This window comes from Oceanobacillus luteolus (assembly GCF_042678205.1).
Lineage (GTDB): Bacteria > Bacillota > Bacilli > Bacillales > Amphibacillaceae > Oceanobacillus > Oceanobacillus luteolus.
This window is the reverse complement of the sequence record NZ_JBHUDE010000034.1, coordinates 75,327-99,315: the sequence shown is the minus strand read 5'-3', so window position 1 is coordinate 99,315 and position 23,989 is coordinate 75,327. Positions and strand designations below refer to the sequence as shown.

At 39.3% G+C, this 23,989-nt stretch carries 20 protein-coding genes and 1 riboswitch; of the genes, 7 read left to right on the top strand and 13 right to left on the bottom strand.

Going from position 1 to position 23,989, the window contains the following annotated elements:
- Positions 1-302 precede the first annotated feature (302 nt).
- The 5 genes from ACFSBH_RS06935 to ACFSBH_RS06915 form a co-directional block, all read right to left on the bottom strand.
- Positions 303-1,736 (bottom strand): o-succinylbenzoate--CoA ligase, encoded by a 1,434-nt coding sequence (locus tag ACFSBH_RS06935; protein WP_379596695.1) that lies wholly within the window; start codon positions 1,734-1,736, stop codon positions 303-305.
- 162 nt (positions 1,737-1,898) lie between these two features.
- Positions 1,899-2,717 (bottom strand): 1,4-dihydroxy-2-naphthoyl-CoA synthase, encoded by an 819-nt coding sequence (gene menB, locus ACFSBH_RS06930; protein ID WP_251513004.1) that lies wholly within the window; start codon positions 2,715-2,717, stop codon positions 1,899-1,901.
- A 47-nt stretch (positions 2,718-2,764) separates the two neighbouring features.
- Positions 2,765-3,550: a 2-succinyl-6-hydroxy-2,4-cyclohexadiene-1-carboxylate synthase gene (menH, locus tag ACFSBH_RS06925; protein ID WP_379596693.1), complete on the bottom strand. Its 786-nt coding sequence runs from the start codon at positions 3,548-3,550 to the stop codon at positions 2,765-2,767.
- Positions 3,551-3,575: 25 nt separating this feature from the next.
- A complete protein-coding gene (gene menD, locus ACFSBH_RS06920) occupies positions 3,576-5,321 on the bottom strand; it encodes a 2-succinyl-5-enolpyruvyl-6-hydroxy-3-cyclohexene-1-carboxylic-acid synthase (RefSeq protein ID WP_251513008.1) in 1,746 nt (581 codons plus the stop codon).
- A gap of 5 nt (positions 5,322-5,326) precedes the next feature.
- The gene (locus ACFSBH_RS06915; RefSeq protein WP_251513011.1) at positions 5,327-6,715 is read right to left on the bottom strand and encodes an isochorismate synthase; all 1,389 of its coding nucleotides are present in this window, start codon (positions 6,713-6,715) and stop codon (positions 5,327-5,329) included.
- 403 nt (positions 6,716-7,118) lie between these two features.
- On the opposite strand from ACFSBH_RS06915, the gene ACFSBH_RS06910 reads away from it, so the two are divergent.
- Both ACFSBH_RS06910 and ACFSBH_RS06905 read left to right on the top strand, forming a co-directional pair.
- Positions 7,119-8,054 carry a 1,4-dihydroxy-2-naphthoate polyprenyltransferase gene (locus ACFSBH_RS06910; RefSeq protein WP_251513013.1) on the top strand — a complete coding sequence of 312 codons (936 nt, stop codon included), beginning with the start codon at positions 7,119-7,121 and terminating at the stop codon, positions 8,052-8,054.
- A gap of 81 nt (positions 8,055-8,135) precedes the next feature.
- Complete coding sequence (locus tag ACFSBH_RS06905) at positions 8,136-8,492, top strand: TraR/DksA C4-type zinc finger protein (RefSeq protein ID WP_251513014.1); 357 nt, start codon at positions 8,136-8,138, stop codon at positions 8,490-8,492.
- 53 nt (positions 8,493-8,545) lie between these two features.
- On the opposite strand, the gene ACFSBH_RS06900 is transcribed toward ACFSBH_RS06905, so the two are convergent.
- The 3 genes from ACFSBH_RS06900 to ACFSBH_RS06890 form a co-directional block, all read right to left on the bottom strand.
- A complete protein-coding gene (locus tag ACFSBH_RS06900) occupies positions 8,546-9,136 on the bottom strand; it encodes an ECF transporter S component (protein ID WP_251513016.1) in 591 nt (196 codons plus the stop codon).
- Positions 9,137-9,313: 177 nt separating this feature from the next.
- A riboswitch (FMN riboswitch) is annotated at positions 9,314-9,455 on the bottom strand.
- 514 nt (positions 9,456-9,969) lie between these two features.
- On the bottom strand, positions 9,970-14,247 hold the full coding sequence (locus tag ACFSBH_RS06895) for a S8 family serine peptidase (protein ID WP_379596689.1): 4,278 nt from the start codon (positions 14,245-14,247) through the stop codon (positions 9,970-9,972).
- A 511-nt stretch (positions 14,248-14,758) separates the two neighbouring features.
- Positions 14,759-15,814: a M20/M25/M40 family metallo-hydrolase gene (locus tag ACFSBH_RS06890; RefSeq protein WP_251513018.1), complete on the bottom strand. Its 1,056-nt coding sequence runs from the start codon at positions 15,812-15,814 to the stop codon at positions 14,759-14,761.
- 120 nt (positions 15,815-15,934) lie between these two features.
- Between ACFSBH_RS06890 and ACFSBH_RS06885 the strand changes: the two genes are divergently transcribed.
- The 3 genes from ACFSBH_RS06885 (at position 15,935) to ACFSBH_RS06875 (ending at position 18,611) form a co-directional block, all read left to right on the top strand.
- Positions 15,935-16,489 (top strand): thioredoxin family protein, encoded by a 555-nt coding sequence (locus ACFSBH_RS06885; protein WP_251513020.1) that lies wholly within the window; start codon positions 15,935-15,937, stop codon positions 16,487-16,489.
- A 300-nt stretch (positions 16,490-16,789) separates the two neighbouring features.
- Positions 16,790-17,158 carry a S1 domain-containing post-transcriptional regulator GSP13 gene (yugI, locus tag ACFSBH_RS06880; RefSeq protein ID WP_251513021.1) on the top strand — a complete coding sequence of 123 codons (369 nt, stop codon included), beginning with the start codon at positions 16,790-16,792 and terminating at the stop codon, positions 17,156-17,158.
- Between the two features lie 106 nt (positions 17,159-17,264).
- Positions 17,265-18,611, top strand: a complete 1,347-nt coding sequence (locus tag ACFSBH_RS06875) for a glucose-6-phosphate isomerase (RefSeq protein ID WP_251513022.1) — start codon at positions 17,265-17,267, stop codon at positions 18,609-18,611.
- A 32-nt stretch (positions 18,612-18,643) separates the two neighbouring features.
- On the opposite strand, the gene ACFSBH_RS06870 is transcribed toward ACFSBH_RS06875, so the two are convergent.
- Together ACFSBH_RS06870 and ACFSBH_RS06865 are read right to left on the bottom strand one after the other, a co-directional pair.
- On the bottom strand, positions 18,644-20,203 hold the full coding sequence (locus ACFSBH_RS06870; RefSeq protein WP_251513023.1) for a hypothetical protein: 1,560 nt from the start codon (positions 20,201-20,203) through the stop codon (positions 18,644-18,646).
- A complete protein-coding gene (locus ACFSBH_RS06865) occupies positions 20,181-20,747 on the bottom strand; it encodes an RNA polymerase sigma factor (protein ID WP_251513024.1) in 567 nt (188 codons plus the stop codon). Before ACFSBH_RS06865 ends, ACFSBH_RS06870 begins: the two co-directional genes overlap by 23 nt.
- Before the next feature lie 289 nt (positions 20,748-21,036).
- On the opposite strand from ACFSBH_RS06865, the gene ACFSBH_RS06860 reads away from it, so the two are divergent.
- Positions 21,037-22,215: a MalY/PatB family protein gene (locus tag ACFSBH_RS06860; RefSeq protein ID WP_379596685.1), complete on the top strand. Its 1,179-nt coding sequence runs from the start codon at positions 21,037-21,039 to the stop codon at positions 22,213-22,215.
- A gap of 109 nt (positions 22,216-22,324) precedes the next feature.
- Here the strand turns inward: ACFSBH_RS06860 and ACFSBH_RS06855 are convergent, their stop codons facing one another.
- Positions 22,325-22,846 (bottom strand): superoxide dismutase family protein, encoded by a 522-nt coding sequence (locus ACFSBH_RS06855; RefSeq protein ID WP_251513027.1) that lies wholly within the window; start codon positions 22,844-22,846, stop codon positions 22,325-22,327.
- A 68-nt stretch (positions 22,847-22,914) separates the two neighbouring features.
- On the bottom strand, positions 22,915-23,121 hold the full coding sequence (locus ACFSBH_RS06850; RefSeq protein WP_251513028.1) for a hypothetical protein: 207 nt from the start codon (positions 23,119-23,121) through the stop codon (positions 22,915-22,917).
- A 125-nt stretch (positions 23,122-23,246) separates the two neighbouring features.
- On the opposite strand from ACFSBH_RS06850, the gene kapB reads away from it, so the two are divergent.
- Positions 23,247-23,645, top strand: a complete 399-nt coding sequence (kapB, locus tag ACFSBH_RS06845) for a kinase-associated lipoprotein KapB (RefSeq protein WP_251513029.1) — start codon at positions 23,247-23,249, stop codon at positions 23,643-23,645.
- 25 nt (positions 23,646-23,670) lie between these two features.
- Here the strand turns inward: kapB and ACFSBH_RS06840 are convergent, their stop codons facing one another.
- Positions 23,671-23,934 (bottom strand): phosphocarrier protein HPr, encoded by a 264-nt coding sequence (locus tag ACFSBH_RS06840; protein ID WP_251513030.1) that lies wholly within the window; start codon positions 23,932-23,934, stop codon positions 23,671-23,673.
- Between the last annotated feature and the right edge of the window lie 55 nt (positions 23,935-23,989).

Genomic DNA, 23,989 nt, shown 5'->3' with positions numbered 1-23,989 from the left:
TAACTTTACTGGGTTAGTTTAGTGTTGCCTTTTTTAAGGATAATGCACCTTGATAACTGAACAATTATTTATTTACCTCTTGACATATCACCGCAGGTCTTTATTATTAGTTTGCCTGGATTATATAAAACCATGTAAATAACATGGTATTCATAAAGATTTTATTCAAAATTACTTTATATCGATCGAAAACTATTATAAACACTGTTATCATATCCTTTTCCTTAATAAGGAAATTTGAAACATCCCACGGCTTCGGAACCGAAAAGAAAGCCGGGCATTCATGCCACGGCTCGGTTTGATTATAGTTCCTTTAGTTTATTTCTTAATAATTTATTTGAAGCATTCCTCGGTAGCTCTTCAACAAAAAACACTTTCTTAGGCAACTTATATTTAGCCAATTGTGTGGCTAGAAAGGCGAATATTTCTTCCTTTGTAATCTCGGAATGTAAAACAACATAAGCAACAGGGACATACCCCCATTTGTCGTCTTCCATTCGTGTTACCCCTGCTTCTTTAATTTCAGTCATTTTCATAAGAGCGTTTTCTATTTCAGAAGGATATATATTTTCCCCACCAGAAATAATGAGGTCCGTTCTGCGATCTACCACATATAAGAAGCCCTGTTCATCAACACTCCCTAAATCACCTGTATAAAGCCATCCGTCTTTGAAACTCTTCTCGTTCGCTTCTTGATTTTTATAATAGCCTGGAGTCACCATCGGCCCTTTTACCACTATCTCCCCCACGCCATCCGAACCGGGGTTATTGATTTTCAATTGTGCAGGCAAAAGCGGCTTCCCTGCTGAGCCTAATTTGTCCAAGCAATCTCCAGCTGATAAAGTGACAATTTGGGATGTTGTTTCTGTCATCCCATAACTTTGAAAGACTGGTATTCCTTTCTCCTTAGCTCTTTCTAAGAGTACTTTTGGAGCAGGGCCACCACCTAACAGGAAACATCTTAAACTGTTTGGATAATTTTCCGTACCAAGTCTTTCAAGCAAACGTTGAACCATAACAGTCACAACGGATACGATGGTAATTTGCTTTTCCATGATTGCATGGTGGACCATACTTTCATCAAATTTCTTCATGAGAAAGATCGGCATTCCGTAAATCACACTCTTCATCAGTGTAGATAACCCACTAACATGAAAGAGCGGCAAAGAAATAAGCCATTTATCGTCCTTATTCAATCCAAGGTTCAACGCAGAAGAAATCGCACTCCACCAATGGTTTCCATAAGTGTGGACGACACCTTTTGGAAACCCTGTCGTTCCAGAAGTATACATTATAGTGAATGTATCATCGAAGTTGATATGGAACTGAAGTGAAACAGAACTTTCCTCCATTGTTTCTAATTGTTGAAACGTATAGCTTTCTTTCACCCTAAGGTTTCGGTTTCTTCTATCATTTGTAATAAGTATATTTACATCAGCATCATCTAATTGAAAATTAAGTTCTTCATCCGTGAGTTTGGTGTTTAATAAAACCCCGACAGCGCCCAGATAACTGATGGCATGAATGGTATACACCATCTCCAGGCAATTAGTTGATAAGATGCCTATATGTGTCCCTTTTTCCACTCCAATGGCAGCTAATTTTCTAGCATAAGATAAACTATTTATCTCCAAATCATGAAAGCTGACATGAGTACCATCCGTAAGCTCGATTGCGGGATAATTAGGCAATATATTTGCTTGTTTCGTTAGCCAGTGTGGGATGCTTTCTGACATGTACCTGATCCTTTCAATAATCTTATTTTAATCATTCATATAGAAAAACCTCTGCTTTGCAGCAAAGGTTTTCTGTTTGCGAAAGTTTGAGATTCATTTATCGATTCATCACGAATCATAAAGCCGTGCCCTGTGTAAGGGACTCTTCCGCTTTTGAATTTCTTAAGGAAAACGCGGGAACTTTTTGAAGTTCGGTTTTCTTTTTTCTTTAAAGGCGTCGCGTCCTTCTTTAGCTTCGTCTGTTGTATAGTAAAGAAGTGTAGCGTCTCCCCCTAATTGCTGAAGTCCTGCTAATCCGTCGGTATCAGCATTAAATGACGCTTTTAAGAAACGAAGTGCTGTAGGGGATTTTTCCAAAATTTCTTCACACCATTGAATCGTCTCTTCTTCTAATTTTTCATATGGAACTACTGTATTGACAAGCCCCATTTGGAAAGCTTCTTCTGCATTGTATTGACGGCAGAGGAACCAGATTTCACGGGCACGTTTATGTCCGATATGGCGTGCTAAGTATCCTGCACCATAACCCGCATCAAAGCTCCCTACTTTTGGACCTGTTTGTCCAAAAATCGCATTGTCTGCAGCAATGGTCAAATCACATACAACATGAAGCACATGACCACCACCGATAGCATATCCCGCTACCATTGCAATAACTGGTTTTGGAATGGTACGGATTAGACGTTGAAGATCAAGTACATTCAAACGAGGAATGCTGTCTCCACCAACGTAACCACCATGACCTCGTACAGACTGATCACCACCAGAGCAAAATGCCTTTTCACCTTTACCCGTTAATACGATAACACCTATTTCTGAATCATCACGTGCATCAGAAAAAGCGTCAATCATTTCATTTACTGTAAGCGGTGTAAATGCATTGCGTTTTTCTGGTCGGTTGATGGTTACTTTAGCGATACCATTATATTTTTCATAAATGATTTCTTCATATTTTTTTACTTCAACCCATTCTACTGTCAAACCGAGTTCCTCCCTTTTCTACTCTAACCTCATTAATTTTTATTTTCTCATGGCCTATAAGAATTTGCAAATGCTAGTACAGATTCCAAAAAACTAGCTGGTTTTTCAATATGTAGTGCATGCCCTGCAGAAGAAAAAATCTCCAACTCAGCCATCGGCAAGTTTTGCTTCATCCTTTGATTAATTTCTATAAATTTGCTGTCCAGCTCTCCAACCAATAGCAGGACAGGTATCTTCACCTCTATTAAAGCATCCCAATTGGAAGCTTGGCTGCCGGTACCCATCCCACGTAAGGAATTCGCAAGACCAATGGCTGTTTGCTCGATCCGTTCTTTCCGAATTGCTAACTGATTTTCTTTCGATAACTGTTTCTGCGTTTGGAATAACGGGATATTCTCCCAATAATCAATAAAAGCCGTTACGCCTTCTTCCTCAATACGTAAAGCGAGCTGTTCGTCTTTATTTTTTCTCTCATCCCTTGCAGCTGCATCAGAGAGACCTGGAGAGGCACTTTCTAAAACGAGGCCTGCCACATTCTCCGGATACTTAATCGTATAACTTAAAGCGGTTCTTCCACCCATCGAATACCCTACCAGGATAAATTGTTCAAGTTGTAGACTCTTAAATAATTGTTGTAAATCAGATATACACGCATCCATCGACTTAATCTGTTCACCTGATGTCCGTCCATGGCCTGGTAAATCTACGGTTACAAGCTTAAACCCACTTGGACAGGCACGGACGAATCGTTGCCAAGTGGAACTGCTTCCAGTAAAGCCATGAAGTAGCACTATAGGTATCCCTTCACCATGAACCTCATACCAGTACTCCATATCACCAACGGAAAAATACAAATCATCAACCCTCATTCGTTAAAATTTCATCAGCAATCGCCTGCCACTTGGACCGATGCCATTTCACATTTTCTTCACGGTCCGTCATCACTTCAACGATCGATAACCCTCTCATTTGATAACTTTCTTCTAGATCCCTCTTTAAATCTTCTTCTGTTTCGGGATTAAAGTAATTAGCACCATACATTTCTGCGGCTTTAGAGAATTCTAAATTCAATGGCGTACCAAATAATGCTTCAAAGTGTTTTGGATTTTCTGCTTGGGAAAGGAATGAAAATATTCCGCCTCCATTATTATTAATCAGTAAGATGGTAAGATTAATTCCATAATGTTTCACTGCATGCAAACCATTCATATCATGGAAAAAAGATAAGTCACCAAGTACAAGCGTCACCCTCTCAGCTGCAGCTCCCGCACCGGCCCCACTAGAGACCATGCCATCAATTCCATTCGCTCCCCGGTTGGCAAGTATAGAAATATTCTTCTCGTCATTTAGGAAAAAAGTATCCACATCTCTTACCGCCATACTGTTTCCAACATATAATGTACTATTTTCTGGAATAACTTTTTGCAATCCTCGAATAGCTTCTCCTTCGGTAATCCGTTCCTCAACTCCGGTCAACAGATGGTTTTTCGCTGTTTCATTCATTGCTTGCCATTCCTGCAACCATTCATATGAGAAATTGGGTTTATCCAACTCCAATAATCCCTCACAAAAATGTACAGGATCAGCAAATATAAAGTCTGTCACATTACCTGTTGGTTCGCGGTAGCCAGAATGATTTTCCACTATAAACTGTGGTACGTTTTTATTTTCTTTAATGAAGAAAAGATATGATTTCGAAACAGGCATCGCACCAAACCGAATAATAAAATCAGGCTTAAACCGTTCACGAATAGCTTCATTTTTTAGGAGTGCATCATAAGTCTCGATTACATTCCCCTTAGAATGCCTTCCTGTCCGCAATTGGGATAATGGATCAGCCAAAATTGGCAATCGCCACTGTTCTGCAAGCTCAGCAACTTTTTCAGGGAAGATTTCATCATCACCTTGTGGCCCACAAACGATTAATCCTTTTTGTTTCCCTTTCAAACGATTGATGAAAGCCTCCAGCTGGTCAAGGGTCAACTGTTTTTTTCCATCAAGCGGATATCTATATGAGTTCTCGCTATATGCCTTGTGTTCCCATATCCCTTCTAGAGAAAAATCTAGAGTCAAGGGTTCACGAAATGGGAAGTTAAGATGAACTGGACCTGGATTTCCTTCTTGGGCTATATAAACAGAGCGACTTGCCTTTTGGCGGACATAACTAAGCATTTCCACAGACGCCTCAGGTATGGCCATTTCCTGAAACCATTTCACATAATTACCGAATAAATGCAACTGATCAATCGCTTGTGGTGCGCCAACATCCCTTAATTCATGGGGACGATCAGCTGTTAACAAGATTAATGGCACCCTGCTATAATGAGCCTCAACAACTGCAGGAAAATAATTAGCCACCGCAGTTCCCGAGGTGCAGACTAAAGCAACTGCTGACTTCGTTTGTTTCGCTAAACCAAGTGCAAAAAAAGCAGCCGAGCGCTCATCAATGATGACCCACTCTCTAATTCCCTCATGTTCGGAAAAAGCCAAAGCAAGCGGTGTCGAGCGTGATCCAGGAGAAATAATAACGTGTTCAACTCCATTATTAATTAATTCATCGACAAAGTTAGCGGTGTATCTAGTTAAAATTTCTGTATGATCCATTCACGTTATCCTCCTAATACGTTTAACATTGGCAGCATCTTAATCCTAGTTTCTTCAAATTCCATTTCAGGGTCAGAATCCGCCAGGACACCGCAACCAGCAAATAATGAGGCTGAATCACCTTGGATCAAGCCTGACCGTATAGCAACTGCAAACTCCCCATTATCATTACTATCCACCCAGCCGATCGGTGCACCATACCAGCCGCGGTCTAACAGTTCATGTTCTCTAATAAATGCAAGCGACTCTTCTGTCGGAGTACCTCCTAATGCTGGAGTCGGGTGTAGATTTTTCACCACGTCAAAAATAGAGAATCCTTTACTTAAGACTCCGGTAACTGGTGTGTATAAATGCTGTAAATTCTTTAAAGGATGCAGAACTGGTTCTTTTGGCATTTCAACATCTGTACATGTCTTCAGTAACGCATCTTTAATCATTTTTACTACAAATTCATGTTCTTCTCGATTCTTCTTATCATGAAGTAACTCATACCCGATTTGCTTATCCTCTTCTTCCGTCTTTCCTCTAGGGGCTGTTCCGGCAAGACAAGTGGACAATAAATTGTTTTTCTCCAGCTTAACTAGCCTTTCCGGCGTTGCACCAATAAAGCAATCCCCTCCACTTTCAAATGCAAATATATAACTGTTCGATTGGGTATCATTTAGTTTTTTCAGTACTTGTGGAATATTCACCTCTTGATTAAAGCGAAGGCGCAACTCTCGAGCAAGTACAATTTTCTCCACTTTTTTCTTTTTCATTACTTCTGTAGCATCATCTACAGTTTGCTTCCACTTTATAGGTTCGATTTCTTCCTTTTGGATAATTTCAATATGTTCAGGAGTGAAGCTTTCAGAAAAAAAGAACGCCTTTTCCTGTTCATAAATTTTATCAGCAATATCAGCTGGGCAGTCCTCTTTATGAATAAATATATTTATCGTGAAAAAGTAATCAGACATAAATTCTGTCACCATCATTTCAGGTATATAGAATTGGCTTGTCTTAAACTTTTTCCATAGCTCTGTTTTTGGTTTCAATGGATCGAATTCCATTCCACCAAAAGCAACAACTCCAGTTGCAGGAATGGATGAATATTCATTTTCAATCCACGCTTCATTTAAAATTTGTTTCCATACTGTTTCCGTCTGGTGGTATCGGTCTTTTTCAGCCTCTATCGTTATCGTTGCACCAACACCAGTTATAGTGAGTGTGCGTTCGGCATTCATCCAATAGAAGCGATCTTTGCCAAAGCGCTTAGCCCCCTCAAAAACCTGAAGAGGGGTTTTCTTATTAATTCTCTTCGTTATACTGAAAAGCTTTACTGACTCATCGGAACGGATGGATTTGATTGCCGCATCAATTTGTCCTTCAAGCTTTTTCATTTTTATATCAATCATAATTAGACCTCCGATAATTACCACGTTCATAGGCTAAAATGCTCTTCTTATTTAAGTAAGCAGTTGGGCTCGAGCCACAGTGTACTTTAGCCGGCGTGGCTATTTTAGTATGTGACAGTTAGTCACAACACTAAAATCTCTTTCCTTCACTAGTAAAAAACATCCATTTCCATTTTATGCTCTTTTCTTCACTTTCTCAAGGAAAGGCCCGTTTTTTGACAAATTATAACGAACATGTTTAACAATTAATGTGGGAAAAATATAATGAAACATTATTTGTGATGGAATTGTATGCCCAAAGAACCGTTTGCAGACATTGCAAGAATCCACTGAATCAAAACAAATTGACATAATGTGCATATTTTCCTAAAATTAATTGGATAGAGTCTTAGGGGGAAGTCTAATGCAAACTGCTAAAAAAAATGAAATCAGAGAAGCACTGAATGAAAAATCAGGCTTTGATGTTTGGTGGCGTTTAATGCGACCGCATACACTCACTGCATCTTTTATACCCGTTTTTGTCGGAACGATGCTTGCCTATCATGATGGAATTATCAATTGGCTGCTATTTACCGCAATGCTGGTTGCTTCTGTTTTAATTCAAGCTGCAACTAATATGTTCAATGAGTATTATGATTACGTACTTGGTCTCGACACCGAGGAATCTGTAGGTATCGGAGGAACGATTGTCCGAGATGGGGTGAACCCAAAAACAATCCGGAATTTAGCCTTTGCTTTTTATGGAATAGCCGTTATTCTCGGTGTTTATATTTGTCTTGCATCAAGCTGGTGGATTGCTGTTATTGGTTTAGTATGTATGCTAATCGGTTACTTATATACTGGAGGGCCAATACCAATTTCTTACACTCCATTCGGCGAATTGTTTTCCGGTGTTCTAATGGGTAGTGTCATTATCGGCATTACGTACTATATTCAGACTCTTACACTCACGGCTGAAGTTATTTGGATATCAATTCCTATCACTATTTTAATCGGAAGCCTGAACTTATCCAATAATATCCGTGATCGTGATGGCGATAAAATCGGCGGAAGAAAAACAATAGCAGTATTAATCGGAAGAGAAAAAGCAATAACATTACTTGCTGTTTTATTCTTTGTTGCTTATGGATGGACACTTGGCCTAATAATTTTTAACCTCTTGCCGATTTGGTCATTGCTCACATTTCTTAGTGCACCGAAAGCTATTTTCGTCATAAAGAACTTCCGTGGGAAAACAGAACCGTTAGAGATGATGCCAGCGATGGCAGCAACCGGAAAGACGAATACAATTTATGGACTATTACTTGGAATTTCTTTAGTACTTGCTGTATTCTTCTAAACCTTTTTATAAACATGTGCTGCGCTACATTTCTCTTTCCTCTCTCATGGATTGTAAGATGACCTAAAAGGAGCGATTTGGATGCAGACATATTTATCTGATGAAAAACTGGAATATTTTAAAGAAAAACTACTGCAATTAAAAACCGAAACAGAACAACTTTTAAATACAAGTAAAAATGAATCGCCAAATGAAGCAACTCAAGAACTTGCAGATTACGGTAACCATCCGGCAGATATCGGGACGGAGCAATTTGAACAAGAACGTGATGCCGGTTTGGATATGGTTCATCGTGAAAAACTAATGGAAATAGAAGATGCATTGGAACGAATTGAAAAGAAGACCTATGGCATCAGTGAAAAATCACAAAAACCAATACCAGAAGAAAGACTGGAAGCAATGCCAACTGCTCGATTTCTTGTCGATGAAGAACAATAATTAAAAAACACAAAACAGGGAGCATCTCATACTTAGGATGCTCCCTGTTATTTTTATGCAAGAGTCGATTGCTTTTGCTCTATCCATGCACGCATTTTTATAAATACTGGTACGAATAACAGTCCAACAATAATCCCTTTCAAAATATTAAATGGAAGTATCCCAGCTAGGACTGCGCCCCATTTCACGGATTGGGTCATATCTTCCCATCCCATAAACCAAGCATAAGCCGGTAGGATGACAAAATAATTTAAAACGGACATTCCAATTGCCATCACAATCGTTCCTGTTACCAAACCGGAAACAATCGATTTCACACCTTTATGGTATTTGTGGTAAATGACGGATACTGGAACAACAAACATGACCCCTGCCAAGAAATTCGCTGCTACACCAATAGGATCTCCCGCTCCAGAAACTGCTAAATAGAGCAAATTCTTAATCAGGACGACAGCAGCTCCAGCAAGTGGCGAGAATATAAGTGATGCCATTAACGCAGGAACATCACTGAAATCAATTTTTAAATACGGTGGCAGGAACGGCAATGGAAAGTTCAAGAAAAATAGAATGAGTGAAATCGTTCCTAGTAGTGCTAATATAATTAATCTTAGTAAGTTTGAAGATTGCTTATTCGTTTTTTGCATCTTCTTCTCCTCCTTCATCTTTTGCTAATCGATTCTAACTCGTGATGAAGGATTGCCTTGCCTCGTGCATCCTTTGACTTTAGAGAAAAAGTAAAAAATCCTATAGCCTAGTGGGGCTATAGGATTTGAGTATGCAAAGGTAAATAAAGGTACACAAAAATCGCACCTAAATTGGCTTGACATCTTCTCCCATCCAGACTTTAACTGTCGGTCCTGGAATCACACCAGGTCAACCATAACATTCCATTATGGTTCGCGGACTTGAGAGTATTCACCCTTTACCGCCGGTCGGGAATTGCACCCTGCCCCGAAGATTAGAATCGATTATTTAATTACTAAAGATAAGTATACTACATTTTCTATATTTTGCAAGGGAGCTACTATAAATTTTTTATGATATTTTCAGTATTTATTGTATTTTTTAAAAGGTTATAATAAAGATGGTATTATGATGTGGTTCCAAGTCATTCAATTGCTTTTCATTTCGAGAGGTCTATTCATAACTGGAATACATGTTTATTAAAAACTTATGGAGTGGACGGATATAACCGAATGCTTATTTATAGACAAAATTGCAGGTTGGTTTTTCGGCATTCTCATTACCGCTGGATTCTTTTACACGAAAGTGCCAATCGGTAAACATTTCGCATCACAGCAGTTAAAGAAAAGACAGGATCAATGGAGGATTATAATACAAGCGAGACCCTCAAATAAACATAGCTCATATAATATTATTCAAAAGCCTTCATAATACACAAATAGTGATGTCATTTTTCTATATTGATAAAAAGAAAAAGATGCGGCTCAGTTTGCCGCATCTTTATTTTTTTGTTTTATTCCACATTAATGAACAGTTTGCCCTCCGCCTGTTCTCTAGCTTCGTTACCGTAATCATCAACCACTTTCACTTCGATGACCGCTCCTTCAGCAACAACACTGCTTGTTGCTGTCCAGTAACCAACATAATGACCTTCAGATGTTTCCATCATCGGTAATTCTGTCGGATTGGACTGTACATTCGTCAATGGCATGTGGATAACGAATGTTGCATCAAGTCCTGGTTCACTGTCGAATTCAAACTTTACAGTTTGTCCAGCATTTAAGGTAACATCTTCTTCAGGCGTTAAATTCTCAATCTCAGGTGCTGTAAAATCAACATCGATGCTAACTGAGTCAGCTGTTGTATTACCAGCCAGGTCAGCGGCAACTACTTCGATCTCATTTGTTCCTTCGTCTAGAAGAATGCGCAGTGAATAGTTGCCATCATCTACACGTGCACGCTCTCCATTTACTTCTACATAATCCAGATTAGCATCTGCTACCGTACCTTCTACCGTCACCGTTTCATTTTTTGATTTCATTCCATCTTCTGGACTATCAATCGTAAGTTCTGGTGCTTCCGTATCTGATACGATTGTTACCGATTCAGATTCCATAATTTCTCTTCCATCAAGTAATGTGACTGCAACTAATTCATTATCACCTTCAGAAAGATCAACCGGAATGTTAAAAGTACCTTCATTGCCGACTTCTACAGTATCCACTTCTTCCCCGTTATTCAACAGTTTGACGGAAGTAGTCGGCGACGCTGTACCCTCAACGTTTAATTGAGTCTCATTCGTAATGAATCCCTCTTCAGGAGAAGTGATGACCGGCCCCTCCACTTCATAACTTACACGGGCACGAATCATGTAATTACCTTCGCTGGCAGGCGATGCTGACCAAGCACCTCCTACATATTGGAAGCTTCTTTCTGCATATGGTCCATTCTCATCTGTAGCTAATCCTGGTGTATTTGGATTAGGATCTGTTTGAATGTACACCATGTAGAAGTCACCGTCTACTTGAATTGCATGTTCACTCAAATCAACAACCGTCCATTCATCCAAGCTACGTGTTGCTTCTGCTTCAAACGGACCGGCAATACGCTCTCCAGGCGCCCCATTCGGACCAGTAGCATCCCAAACTTCTACAGCGAAATCAACGCCGCCTGGGTTTGGCCAGTCAGTTCCATGGAATTGGAAGACTCCATCCGTCACAATTGCTGTGTCACGACCTTCTTCCAAGGACATTCGTACAGCCCAACCGTTACCCGCATCATAGAATGCTCGTGCATTTTCTGGCGTTCCATCATCATAGCCAATTTCTCCACCCGGAACAGTGTAGAACGGCTCAAGTTCGATATCGATTGTTCCATCACTTGTGAAGTCCACTTCCACTTCTTTCGCATGGTAACCACGTGCAAGAACTTTTACGGTGTAAACTCCTTCATAAGCAGTGATGCTGAAACTACCTTCTTCATTCGTAGAAGCAGGTTGGACGTTTGCATCCTCAACAAGGAGTAATGTTGCATCCGTAATAGCTTCTCCGGTTACTTCATCCGTTACATTACCTGTTACAGTATATTGATCTTGTTCTTGTAGTGTAAAACTAGCCGTTACTGATTCGTCGGCTTCAATCGTAACTGACTGTTCCGCAGAATGAAAACCATAGGAATCAGCAACAATCGTAAATTCACCTGCTGCATGGAGAAGTGAGTACGTTCCGTCAGCTGGATTCGTCTTCACTGATCTTCCACTTTCCACAACGCTAACCGTAGCTCCGACAGGTAAACCTGCAGGTGCAACTGATTCTTCCTTCGCTGCATCCTTTTCTACTGAAGGAGCTGGTACGATTTTGTCTGGATCAACAGAGCCACTCTTCATTCCAATGCTATCAAAATCTGGAGTTAATCCTTTTTGAGAATTCAGCCCTAAACTTGGCGCTTTACTTGAACTGCTTCTTGAGGTTTCTGATAAACTTACATCATCAATATACCAACCATCACGGACAACACTACCGTCCGTAGTTAAGTTAAAGCCGATATATACACGCTCCCCGCTATAGTCGGACAGGTCGATTTCGGCATCTACCCAACCATTGGAGACATTTGTAAACCGATTCAGTTGCTCCCAATTTTCACCATCTGTTGAAATAAATACGTGACCGAAATCCCAGTTGTTTTCCAAGTTATACCACTGACTGTATTGTAAATATGCTTCTCCTTCTGGTAAGTCAATTGGCGGCATGACAAGTGTAGCGTTCTCATTACTATTATACGTACCGCTCAGATTCGTAGCATATACATTCTCACCCGAAACTGCTGAACCAGGACCAGAAGTTGGTTCTCCGTGTTCCCAACTGCTGTTTTCACCAAATACTGTCCAACCAACAGGGGACCCCTCAAAATCCTCGGAATATCCTACTGTAATTCCCGGTTCTGCCGTTACCGAATAACTATCGGTTGTTACGGTGTTATTTCCGAAGTCGTTAATATCAAAGTGATAATCAAACGTACCTTCTTGTATATCCTCACCCGGAACTGTTACAACATACTCACCACTTCGATGATCTCCGGATAACCGGTTTGCTTCTACCCGATTTTCACCATAAACCACTTCTACAGATGTGATGCTGATGTTATCCTCTACCGAGAGGACAAGTTCCAAATCCATTCCTGCATAGGTACCCTCTGGAGCTTCATGACTATAAGTCGGTGCTTCCGTATCTTCACCTTCTTTTGTAACTGCTCCTTCAAGGACTCCTAAACCTGATACAACTGAAGAGACTGCATCATAAGCATTTACTAATCCATACCCAAATCCATTGTTCGGTGATTCAGGGTAAGTTCCATTCGTTAATGGAGTCGCTGTATTCATCAAAATTTCTTCCATCTCATCTACAGTAAGATTCGCATTCGCTTGTTTAAGCAATGCGGCCACTCCTGATACTGCAGGCCCAGCCATAGACGTGCCATTCCATCCACCTTCATACCCGCTTCCAGGAACACTGGAGCGAATATTTACCCCAGGTGCTGAAATATCCGGTTTGATTTCATCATAAGGAGATGGTCCTTGTAATGAGAAGCTTGCTAAATTATCGTTAATATCCGTTGCACCTGTCGCAAACGACTCTGGATAATTCGCTGGTGTTGCAATCGACCCAGGTCCACCTGGATTGAATAATGTCGTGTTACCAGCAGAGAACTCTGGGAAGATTTCTGCTGCACGCCATGCAATTACTACGTCCCGATACCATTCATCAAGACCCGGACCGCCACCCCATGAGTTGTTGACAACATCGGGTGCTTTCGTTGCATCTCCACCTGGAGCAAGAATCCACTCTGCCGCAGCTAGTAAATCTCTATCGGTACCACCTGCTTCAGTGAACGCCTTAACTCCAATCCATTTTGCACCTGGAGCAACTCCAATTTGGTTAGAACCATCCGGCTCTGCTCCAACCATAGTTCCAGTCACGTGAGTTCCATGACCTTGATCATCATATGGTGTTTCATTACCAACTGTTGCATCAAACCAGCTGTACGTATGGTCCACCTCTCCAGTTGCTGCATCATATCCACGATACTTGTCCATTAATGCAGGGTGGTCCCATTGTACCCCAGTATCGATACTGGCTACTACTGTACCTGAACCGTCAATCCCCATTTCCCAAGCACCTGGAGCTCCAACCCGTTCAATATTCCACTCGACATTAGCAATCTCTGCTTGTGGAGTATCAGCTTCTTCAGTTACTGTAGTAAACAGCTCACGAGTTTCGTTAGGAAGTATCTTTTCAACTTCCGCGAAGGTAGCGATTTTCTCAGCCACTTCTTTCGTAGCAGTAACTGCCATCCCGTTTACTATATGATAAGATTGGTAATCTTTCACATTACCATTTTCAATTTCCTGTTCAATATATGATTTTACATTTTGTTGAGAGCTAAAGGAGATTTCCTTTAATTCAGCGATAACAGCTGACCGTTGCACATGTTCTGCTTGATTGAGTGATAGTTTTGCATTTTCTGCATTTGCTTTTGCCTCTTTCGCAACCTGCTGTACATCTGCCCGCTCATAGAACTTTACTAGAAAAGTAACTTCTTCATCGTCTTTGAAACTGGATAACAATCGGTCACTCACCTTTTGTTCTACTACTTTAGTAGAATCATTTAACGAGTGATTGATCTTCCCGTTACTTTGTGCAAACCCTGCACCAGGTAAACACAGTGATGCAACCATAACTACGGAAGCAGCAATGCTGAATGCTTTTCTTCTTGTCTTGTGCTTTAATTTCAAAGGTTTTCCTCCCCCTTTTTGATTATCTCCCAGAGAACTCAACAACCAGTAGTCATACTTCCCCCCCTCTCCAATCCTTGTCGATTTCTCTGAAAGTGACGACAGGTAGATTCATGTTGTTAAACATAGTATAGTAAAATCTTAGTCGAAAGATTGTCGAATTTTGTCGCAGTTGTACTGAATTTTCGAAATTGAGTGATTTGAATTATCTTTTCCTCTTTTCGTTCACAGGACTTTTGTTAAGGTATTAGTAACATAGCAGTCAACATAGATTCCTTAATAAGGAAATTCGTGTATATAGACCTATAAATAAATGACTACCTTAGAAAAACCATTTTAAAATTGATGATATATCCCTAAAAAACAAAGAAAAAAAGACCTTCATTTTCTAACATCAAGAAAACAAGGTCTTTTATCCTTTAAATATCTTATTCCAATTTCAACACGTCAAGCCTATATACCTACTGAGCTTTTCCAAACAGGTCTTTATCACCTCTTGATTTTCTCAGCATTAGTCAAGTGGATTTAGGCTTTCCTGTCCTGTTAAGCTTTCTATCATTTTTACAAGCAATACAATTTCCTCTTCAATATCTTGGAAACTGGCGGTTTCAACCGGCGAATGCATATAACGAAGTGGCAAGGAAACGAGTCCAACCGGAACCCCTTTACCTGTTAATCGCATCCGGTCAGCATCGGTACCTGTGTTCTTAGGAGTCAATTCATATTGTACTTTCATATCTAGTTCTTTTGCGGCTTTTTCCAGCATAGCATTGATTTTAATATTAATTGGCGCACCTTTTGCAAGAACAGGCCCACCTTCTAATTTTACATCCCCATGTTTATCTTTATTGACCCCCGGGTAATCCGTTGCAAACGTCACATCACAGGCAATCGCCATTGTCGGCTCAATCCCCGCAGCAGCGAAATAGGCTCCTCCCATATTCGTTTCCTCATTTACCGTACTCACCGCATACACGCCCACCTGAGGATTTTTCTCAGACAGACGCTTCAACACTTCTGCCACGATAAAAGAACCAGTTCGGTTATCAAGACCTCTACCTGCTATATAACGATCCTGGAGAATTTCCGGCTCTGTCTTGTATACACAAAGATCACCGATTTGTACTTGTTTTTCCGCCTCTTCTTTTGTTTTAAAACCACAATCGATGAATAAATCATGTAGTGTAAAGTCGTTCTTCAGCCCGCCATGGTGTTGCGCATTCACACCGATCACACCTGTCAACTTTCCGTTATATCCAAGGACTTCGACACGCATACCAACCGCAGCTTTGGGGTTGATCCCACCCATCTTATCGAAATGCAGAAAACCTCTATCGTCAATCCTATTGATTACGAGCGCAATCTCATCGCTATGACCAGCAAGCAACACTTTAAAAGGAGCATCTGGATTGAGTATCCCGATTACATTACCTGCGTTATCCGTTCTCACTTCATGGGCAAAACCCTTAACATAATCCATCCACTTCCGTTGTATATCCATCTCCATACTTGAGGGTGATGCTGTGTTTAATAGTTGTAGTAAAAATTCTTTATTAAACTTCGTCATATGTTACCTCCAAATAGTTGTAAATTTAACTTTAATAGTATCAGAAAAAGACAAATAAGTTTACTTAGGAGAAGATTATCGATAAAATTTAAGCGAATACAAGAGAAGGAGTGTGTAGAAATGGCATTAAATCAATGGTTTGAAAAAGCAATGTCCGCCGATGATTATATTGAAAAAATGGAAAAGAATAAAGAAGGACTCCTCCATATTTATGATACCTTCAATTTACCAGATCACACCGATTTATATGAAAACATTCGAGAAAAAAATCTTAGAGCAATCGTTTTAACGGAAGACTGGTGTGGCGATGCAATGCTAAACGTTCCCATCTTACTTCGAATCGCCGAAAAAGCAAACATCGATGTGCGCATGCTTCTCAGAGATGATAATTTGGAATTAATGGACCAATACTTGACGAATGGTAAATCCCGCTCCATTCCAATTTTCATTTTCATTAATGAGGAAGGTAATGAAGTCGCAAAATGGGGACCACGTGCAGCTAAAGTTCAAGAGTTTATTGATGAATCCAGAGCTGCCCTACCACCTAAGGACGCTCCTGATCATGAAGAAAAAGCAAATGAAATGTACAAATTTATTGGAAAATCATTCCGAGATAACCAAGACTTTTGGGATGAAGTATACAACAGTTTAATAAACAAATTAAAATCCATCTAACAAAGCGGCCTCTGCCGCTTTTTTGTTTTATAACTAACTCTTCCAATCTTCGGTCCAAGGTCCGCAGAACAACGAGGCCGACTAAGAACGCCACACCCTGTGCGTGGGAGGCTCAGGGTCCGCCAAAGGAGCAGCGAGAAGTATTTGAACTGCGGACTTTAAATAGAATTTTTATCTACTATAACTCAACTTCAGAAAACTTTTCTTTATTTAATTCATCCACTTTTGCTAGATTCATATATTTGTGCTAAAATGAGTACTTGTGTAAAAAAATGAATATAAATATAGGAGTTGTTCAGTATGAGTAACAAATTAGAGAATGGTCAAATCGTTGAAGGTAAAGTAACAGGCATTCAGCCATATGGTGCATTTGTTCAATTAGATGAAAATACACAAGGCTTGATTCATATATCTGAAATCACTCATGGTTTTGTTAAAGATATAAATGATCACCTGCAGATCGGTGATGAGGTTAAAGTAAAAGTAATAGAGGTTAATGAAAAAGCGAAGAAAGTTTCTCTTTCTATTCGTGCAACTGAAGAAGCTCCTCAAGAGAATGTGCAACCTAAACCATCTGCTCCATCCCATCAAGAGAATGATTCTACTGCAGGATTTAACACGTTAAAAGAGAAATTACAAGAGTGGATTAAGCAATCTGAAAACAAATGATTCCAGAACGTTTCTTTAAGTCATACTTAGAGAAACGTTTTTTTGTTGATTTCCCATACTATATATCTTAAAGTTAGTATAACGATATGTTAAAAGGAGAGTTCCTATGACAAAAGTTACATTAACCTATGATAAGGCATTAAAATTCTTTAATGAAGATGAACTGAAAAATATGAAACCGTTTGTGGAAAAAGCTCACGAGCTGCTTCATGAAAAGACAGGAGCAGGGAATGATTTTCTCGGTTGGCTCGACTTACCGGAAAACTATGACAAAGAAGAATACGCTAGAATCAAGCAAGCGGCTGAAAAAATCCGTGGAAATTCAGATATACTGCTTGTCATCGGGATTGGGGGCTCCTACCTTGGCGCAAGAGCTGCTTTAGAAATGCTTAATCATTCTTTCCAAAACTTGCTTTCCAAGGAAGAAAGAAATGCGCCACAAATCATTTTTGTCGGTCATCACCTCAGTTCTACATATACAGCAGAATTATTTGACGTATTAAAAGATAAAGATTTTTCCATTAATGTCATCTCGAAAAGTGGAACGACGACAGAGCCAGCAGTTGCATTTCGGATTTTCAAAAAATACTTAGAAGAAAAATATGGTGAAGAAGAAGCAAGAAACCGTATTTTTGCAACAACCGACAAAGCTAAGGGTGCTCTTAAAGGCTCTGCAGATGAAGCAGGATATGAGACATTTGTCATCCCTGATGATGTCGGCGGAAGGTATTCCGTGTTGACAGCTGTTGGACTGTTGCCAATTGCGGTTAGTGGGGTAAATATCGACGAAATGATGAATGGTGCAAAACAAGCAATGGACGACCTCTCTACTCCAACTTTAGAGGAAAACCCGAGCTATCAATATGCTGCCATCAGAAATATTTTATATAATAAAGGAAAAACGACTGAGCTGCTTATTAACTATGAACCTAGTCTGCAATATTTTGCTGAATGGTGGAAACAGCTGTTTGGTGAAAGTGAAGGAAAAGATCAGAAAGGGATTTATCCATCATCTGCGAATTTTTCAACAGATCTCCATTCTCTTGGCCAGTACATTCAAGAAGGCAGAAGAAATATTTTCGAAACGATTCTACATGTACATGAGTCCCGTAAAGAGTTAACGTTGGAAGCTGCAGAAAATGATGCAGATGGATTAAATTACTTATCTGGGAAAACACTTCATGAAATCAATGAGAAAGCATTCCAAGGAACGATGCTTGCACATACGGATGGTGACGTTCCTAACCTGATTGTGGAAATTCCAAGATTGGATGCTTATACATTCGGTTATCTTGTATACTTCTTTGAAAAAGCTTGTGCAATCAGCGGATACCTTCTCGGTGTTAATCCGTTTGATCAGCCGGGAGTGGAAGCTTATAAGAAAAATATGTTCGCTCTTCTCGGAAAACCAGGATTTGAGGAAGAAAAAGCAAAATTAGAAGATAGATTATAAAAAAATGCGCCCAAAACAGGGCGCATTTTTTATCACCATTCAAACTCATACAAATTTTGATGGGTCACTTTCCAGCCATCCGCAGTTGCAGCCAAACCTACCAGCCCGATTGGTTCGCCATGCTTACCGATAAAAATATACTCAATTGTATTTTCATTCACCCTATTTTCCGCCAATGATTGAGAATCACTATATACTTCGATCCAATCTATTTTTTCATAACTGCTTGCATCTGGACGTAATAAATCATAAAGTTCTTTATCAATGTTCGAGACATACATATACAAGCTAAGGAATTCGAAAGCGTTCAGTCTAGAGAATTCCTCTATATCTTTTGATTCTTTATAATGATTATAAACCGACATCGTACCTGTCGAAAGGGGCCATCGGTTAAAAGCAATCAGCCCCTCATATTCAATCCCCTTTTCCATCAAATCGAATAATATATATAGACCACTACCATTATAGAAAGAGTGCTCCCTCCAATCATTCTCCCTATACGCCACCAACGCTTCTTCAACTAGAGGTGTATATAACGATTCCGGGTGATTCTCTATAAAAGTAATCAGCTCAGTCTCTAATGTATTTCTGTGCTCCTCCCACATTCCTTCTTCTAACATAGATGTCGATAAATAGTCATTCAAATAAGCTTGTGCAGGGTATAACGCATTTGTGATGTATGGCCCTTTAAAAATCAAGTCTCTGTTTTCTGGGTATCGATGATAGATCTCCTCCAGTTCCAATAATATATCATCAAATTCGTACCAAGGAATACCCTGGCTATTATCTACACCAGGAGAATGAATATCAAACTTTTCATCTATCAGCAGCAAATACTCTGCCATTCCTTCCAATCCTTCCCAGTTTTCAACCCGCTCTACGATTGCACCATAATTCACTTCAACTTGGAATTTGTCCTCCTCAAGAACATTCGTTTTTACAAGTTGTAATCCTTGTTGATGCACGGTTTCCAATAACTCTACGATTTCACTGGGACCATTATAATTATATTGATTTGCGTACAACTCCTCTACATCAGCTTGTTTTAATTGGTACTCTAGTTTTAGTCGGGAAAAATAATCGTTCATACCGTAACTTTGATATCTAAGTTTATTGAACAAATCTATAATGCTCTCCTCTGTTAATTCTTTTTTACCAGAATTGAAAGCACCTATCATTGTTTCTGGGGTTGTAAAAATTTCATCGAGTCTTGATTTCGTATGTTCCATTACCTCCTTTGTCATTTCCTTTGGAAGCGTCGCAAGTAATTCTTCTGCCTCAACCACCTCGAAAAAATTATCAACCGAATCTACTCCCAATTCAATTCGGAATTCTTCCTTTTTCTTTTCATAGTAACTTGTCAGATAATTGCTTGAAATATCCGCCTGCTCGTAGTCACTAAACGACGGTAATGCTAGAATTAAAAACAGAAAGATACCAGCTGCGAGCGCAGTATATGAATATAACTTCCCACGTTTTCGACGTTTCCTTTCATCTTCAGGGGCGTTTCTAAAGTTTCTCGTCAACTCCGGTAATCGTTCATACTCATTTTTCAAACCGTCCAATATTTTATCCAATTGTTTGTCGTCCATCTCTAGCCGCCCCCCTTCTTTCCAGTTTTAGATAAGCTTCCTTCAGCTTCCCTCTTCCTCGATGCATACGAGTTTTCACTGATGATAATTTGATTTTAAGAATGATTGCAATTTCTTCATAACTTTGATCATGAAAATAGAAAAGGATGATTGGAATACGATATTTTTCATCGAGTTGTTTGACAGCTTCGTGTAAAACATCATGTTCCTCTTCTTCAAAGTAAAAATAACCTGGCAGCCAGAGCTTTTTATCTTCAGTGACTTTATTAAATATTTTCCATTGCCGTTTCTTTCGACGATAGTGATCCCTTACGACATTCAATGTAATTTGATATAGCCAAGTTGAAAACTTACCGCGTTCAAATTGATGCAGACTTCGATGGATGTTAAGGAATGTCTCCTGTACAACATCCGGAATGGAGTCTGGTCGGATTCCAAATTGAAATGCCAATCTTTCTATGTATGGTTTATACATCGTTACAATCTCTGCGAAAGCTTGCTCATCATGTTGTTTTGCTTGCTCAATAATCCCCTGTTCTTCCACTGACTTCCTCCTTCCCCTCATGCCCCTTCAACTATGTAACGGAAAAATCTTCCTATAAGTTTCATTTGAGATAATCTTTTTTAAAAAATTATCGTTTTTATGTTTAATATTAAAAATAGTGGGTAATACTATAAACGTAAGACTTTCTCGTATTCCCCCTGTAAGCAGAGCGTAAATCGCTTTGCTTTTTTTTTGGCATTTTCTACTTGTAATCTATTTGGATGTCTGAAAAGGATGATGGCAGAAGAATTTTGATATACTGTTTATATTAAGTTAGGGAGGTTATATCATGGGAAACTTTGATGAAGTAATCAATCGTTGGAATACAAAATCTGTGAAATGGGATTTGGTAGAAACCTTATTCCAATCAAAGGACGTTATCCCAATGTGGGTAGCAGATATGGATTTCAAAGCTCCACAAGAAGTGAATGAAGCAATAATAAAACGAGCTGAACACGGTGTATACGGATATACACTGGCTGATCATGCGTTCAAAGAGTCGATTATCAACTGGAACAAAGAAAGACATAACTGGTCCATACAACCTAAATGGCTCACTTTCAGCAGTGGTGTTGTAGCATCATTACATATGGCAATTCAAGCATTTTCTGAGCCTAATGATGGTATTTTAATTCAAACTCCAGTATACCCGCCGTTTTATAATTCCATAAACGCATTAGACCGAACCATTATAAAAAACCCACTTATTTTTCAGGACAATTATTACACCATCGACTTTGCTGATTTTGAAGAAAAGTTAAAACAAGTAAAAGTATTTATCCTCTGCTCACCTCATAATCCAGTAGGTCGTGTATGGAGAAAAGATGAGCTGGAAGAAATGGCGCGTTTATGTATAAAACATAATGTGTTAATCATATCGGATGAAATTCATGGAGATTTAGTTTATCCAGGTAAGAAGCACATTCCAATCGCATCCCTTTCTGAAGAGATTGCAAACCAAACCATCACATGTATGGCTCCATCTAAAACTTTTAATGTAGCTGGATTGGCTGCATCGTATTGTATCACATCAAATGAAGAATATAAGAGATTGCTTGATAAAGCTTTTAACAAACAAGGATTTCATAGCGATCAATTGAACACAATGGGGCAAGTTGCTATGGAAGCTGCCTATACATATGGCGCTCCCTGGGTTGATGAATTGAATACTCTATTGGAAAGCCATTATCATTTTGTGAAAGAAAGCTTTGAAAAGCATGCACCTGAGCTCAACGTAGTGAAATCAGAAGGAACTTATTTACTGTGGATTGACTGCAGTGGGTTAAAACTAAATGCCAAAGAACTTAGAGAATTCTTCGTCAAAGAAGCCAAAGTTGGACTGAACGCAGGCAAGGACTACGGTGAAGAGGGCGAACAGTTTATGAGGATGAATGTGGGCTGTCCACGCGAAACATTGGAAGAAGCAGTTGAACGTATTATTGAGGCTGTAAAAAGGAATAGAATCTAATCTGTCACATTTAAAGAGTAATAAAAACAAGGCTTAGATATCATCAAATATCTAAGCCTTGTCCATTTCGATTATTATTAGTATACCTATCCATACTCGTATACTTTTCCTATTTCTCATCATCTGCTGTAATTGTTCCACAAACAATTCGATTTCCAGAATTTCCTGCTGGTTGACTATATCCATCATCGGGTTGATCATGGACTATCAACGACGTGCCTTCTTCACGCAACAAGGAATTCTTTCCATCCATTAATGTTGCTTCTGCTAACGTTAACTCCTCATCTACTTTGCCGGAACCATCCGCTTCAATATTAGGCAAGTCACCAAGATGCGGTCCTTTTGGATTCATTAAACCATGATCTTTGTCTTCAGGATTATAATGATTTCCTGCACTCGTAAAATCAGGTGGATCACATTTTGCATATTCATGGACATGGATACTATGCCAACCGGGAGCTAATCCTTCCAGCTTCAACTTAACCTTTACTCCTTCAGCTTCTTCGGTTAGGGTTGCTGTACCGAGTTTATCACCGTCAGCATTCAGCATGTCCACTTCTCTTTTCGAGTCGTCCTCCCCACTCGCACAAGCTGCTAACAGGACTAGTAAAATTATGAATATCCAACGCATGTCTTTGACTCCTTCTAGGTTACTATCAACAGTATCCCAGGAAAAGTCATCTTTAAACGTCTAACATCTTATTTATTTTTCTCTGAGTCCTCTTTTTCAATTTCATCAATTACATCTTTATATTTTTCTTCAAATTTCTTTTCTTCTTTTCTTGATTTTTTAATAAAGAAATATAGTGCCAAAACAGCAAATGACATAAAAATGATTAACATAATTACTGATGGCAAATATTCGGATTTGTCCTCAGGGAAATATAAAAACGGCATATAAATCATTTTCTCTCACACCCTTCTTACTTAGTATATCAAAAAGTTTTTGGACACGCATTCCATAGTAATCAGTAGCTATTATTCGCAAATTATTCATGATTTTGGCACAATAGAGTTGGGAGGTTTTAATGATGGACAAGGTAAAGATCGGTGAGATTGTACGAGCGCACTACCGCTCAGGAACATATATTGGGAAAGTGATCGAAGACCGTGGCGACAGGTTTCTGATTGAAGTGCTTGCGGTTTATAAGCATCCTCTTCAGGGAGATTTACATAACATGAACGCTACAAAGAATGTATTTTTCCACGAGAGAAAAGCTCTCGCCTTTCATGAAAAGATGAATGTTAAAAAACCAGCCGTGCATCCATATGATGGGGAAATCCCGGAGTATAAAGATTCATTGAAACAGGCTTTAGAAATCTATAAAAACAAACTTGAAGAGAATGACAGTGAATATAATCAACTTGCCTTGAAGACTTTACATCGACTAGAGGAAGAAGTGTATTCAAAAATTATAAAAGGAAGCTAGAGTCCCCTCACGCTTCCTTTATTTTTTACTCGCCTAAATGTTCTTTGATTACTGAAGTAATTCCTTCGATTGCTTCATCCTCATCATTACCTTCAGCAATGATTTCGATTTCTGCACCTTTTGGAATTCCTAGGGACATGACTCCCATAATGGATTTCAAGTTTACTTTTTTATCCTTATACGTAATTTGAATCTCAGAGCTGTATTGACCCGCCTTATTCACCAATAGAGTTGCTGGTCTTGCATGTACTCCAGATTCCGCTGTTATTGTAAAGTTTTTAGTTTGCATTGTATCGCTTCCCTTCCATCTATTTAACACTACGTATAATAATGTATTTTTCCTC

Excerpts from the sequence above, each read along its gene's own strand:
- ACFSBH_RS06870 (WP_251513023.1), bottom strand. The coding sequence starts at position 20,203 with ATGGACGACAAACAATTGGATAAAATATTGGACGGTTTGAAAAATGAG.
- ACFSBH_RS06850 (WP_251513028.1), bottom strand. The coding sequence starts at position 23,121 with ATGATTTATATGCCGTTTTTATATTTCCCTGAGGACAAATCCGAATAT.
- menH (WP_379596693.1), bottom strand. The coding sequence starts at position 3,550 with ATGGAGTACTGGTATGAGGTTCATGGTGAAGGGATACCTATAGTGCTA.
- ACFSBH_RS06910 (WP_251513013.1), top strand. The coding sequence starts at position 7,119 with ATGCAAACTGCTAAAAAAAATGAAATCAGAGAAGCACTGAATGAAAAA.
- ACFSBH_RS06935 (WP_379596695.1), bottom strand. The coding sequence starts at position 1,736 with ATGTCAGAAAGCATCCCACACTGGCTAACGAAACAAGCAAATATATTG.
- ACFSBH_RS06900 (WP_251513016.1), bottom strand. The coding sequence starts at position 9,136 with ATGCAAAAAACGAATAAGCAATCTTCAAACTTACTAAGATTAATTATA.
- ACFSBH_RS06915 (WP_251513011.1), bottom strand. The coding sequence starts at position 6,715 with ATGATTGATATAAAAATGAAAAAGCTTGAAGGACAAATTGATGCGGCA.
- menD (WP_251513008.1), bottom strand. The coding sequence starts at position 5,321 with ATGGATCATACAGAAATTTTAACTAGATACACCGCTAACTTTGTCGAT.
- ACFSBH_RS06905 (WP_251513014.1), top strand. The coding sequence starts at position 8,136 with ATGCAGACATATTTATCTGATGAAAAACTGGAATATTTTAAAGAAAAA.
- yugI (WP_251513021.1), top strand. The coding sequence starts at position 16,790 with ATGAGTAACAAATTAGAGAATGGTCAAATCGTTGAAGGTAAAGTAACA.
- ACFSBH_RS06860 (WP_379596685.1), top strand. The coding sequence starts at position 21,037 with ATGGGAAACTTTGATGAAGTAATCAATCGTTGGAATACAAAATCTGTG.
- ACFSBH_RS06890 (WP_251513018.1), bottom strand. The coding sequence starts at position 15,814 with ATGACGAAGTTTAATAAAGAATTTTTACTACAACTATTAAACACAGCA.
- kapB (WP_251513029.1), top strand. The coding sequence starts at position 23,247 with ATGGACAAGGTAAAGATCGGTGAGATTGTACGAGCGCACTACCGCTCA.
- ACFSBH_RS06875 (WP_251513022.1), top strand. The coding sequence starts at position 17,265 with ATGACAAAAGTTACATTAACCTATGATAAGGCATTAAAATTCTTTAAT.
- ACFSBH_RS06840 (WP_251513030.1), bottom strand. The coding sequence starts at position 23,934 with ATGCAAACTAAAAACTTTACAATAACAGCGGAATCTGGAGTACATGCA.
- ACFSBH_RS06885 (WP_251513020.1), top strand. The coding sequence starts at position 15,935 with ATGGCATTAAATCAATGGTTTGAAAAAGCAATGTCCGCCGATGATTAT.
- ACFSBH_RS06855 (WP_251513027.1), bottom strand. The coding sequence starts at position 22,846 with ATGCGTTGGATATTCATAATTTTACTAGTCCTGTTAGCAGCTTGTGCG.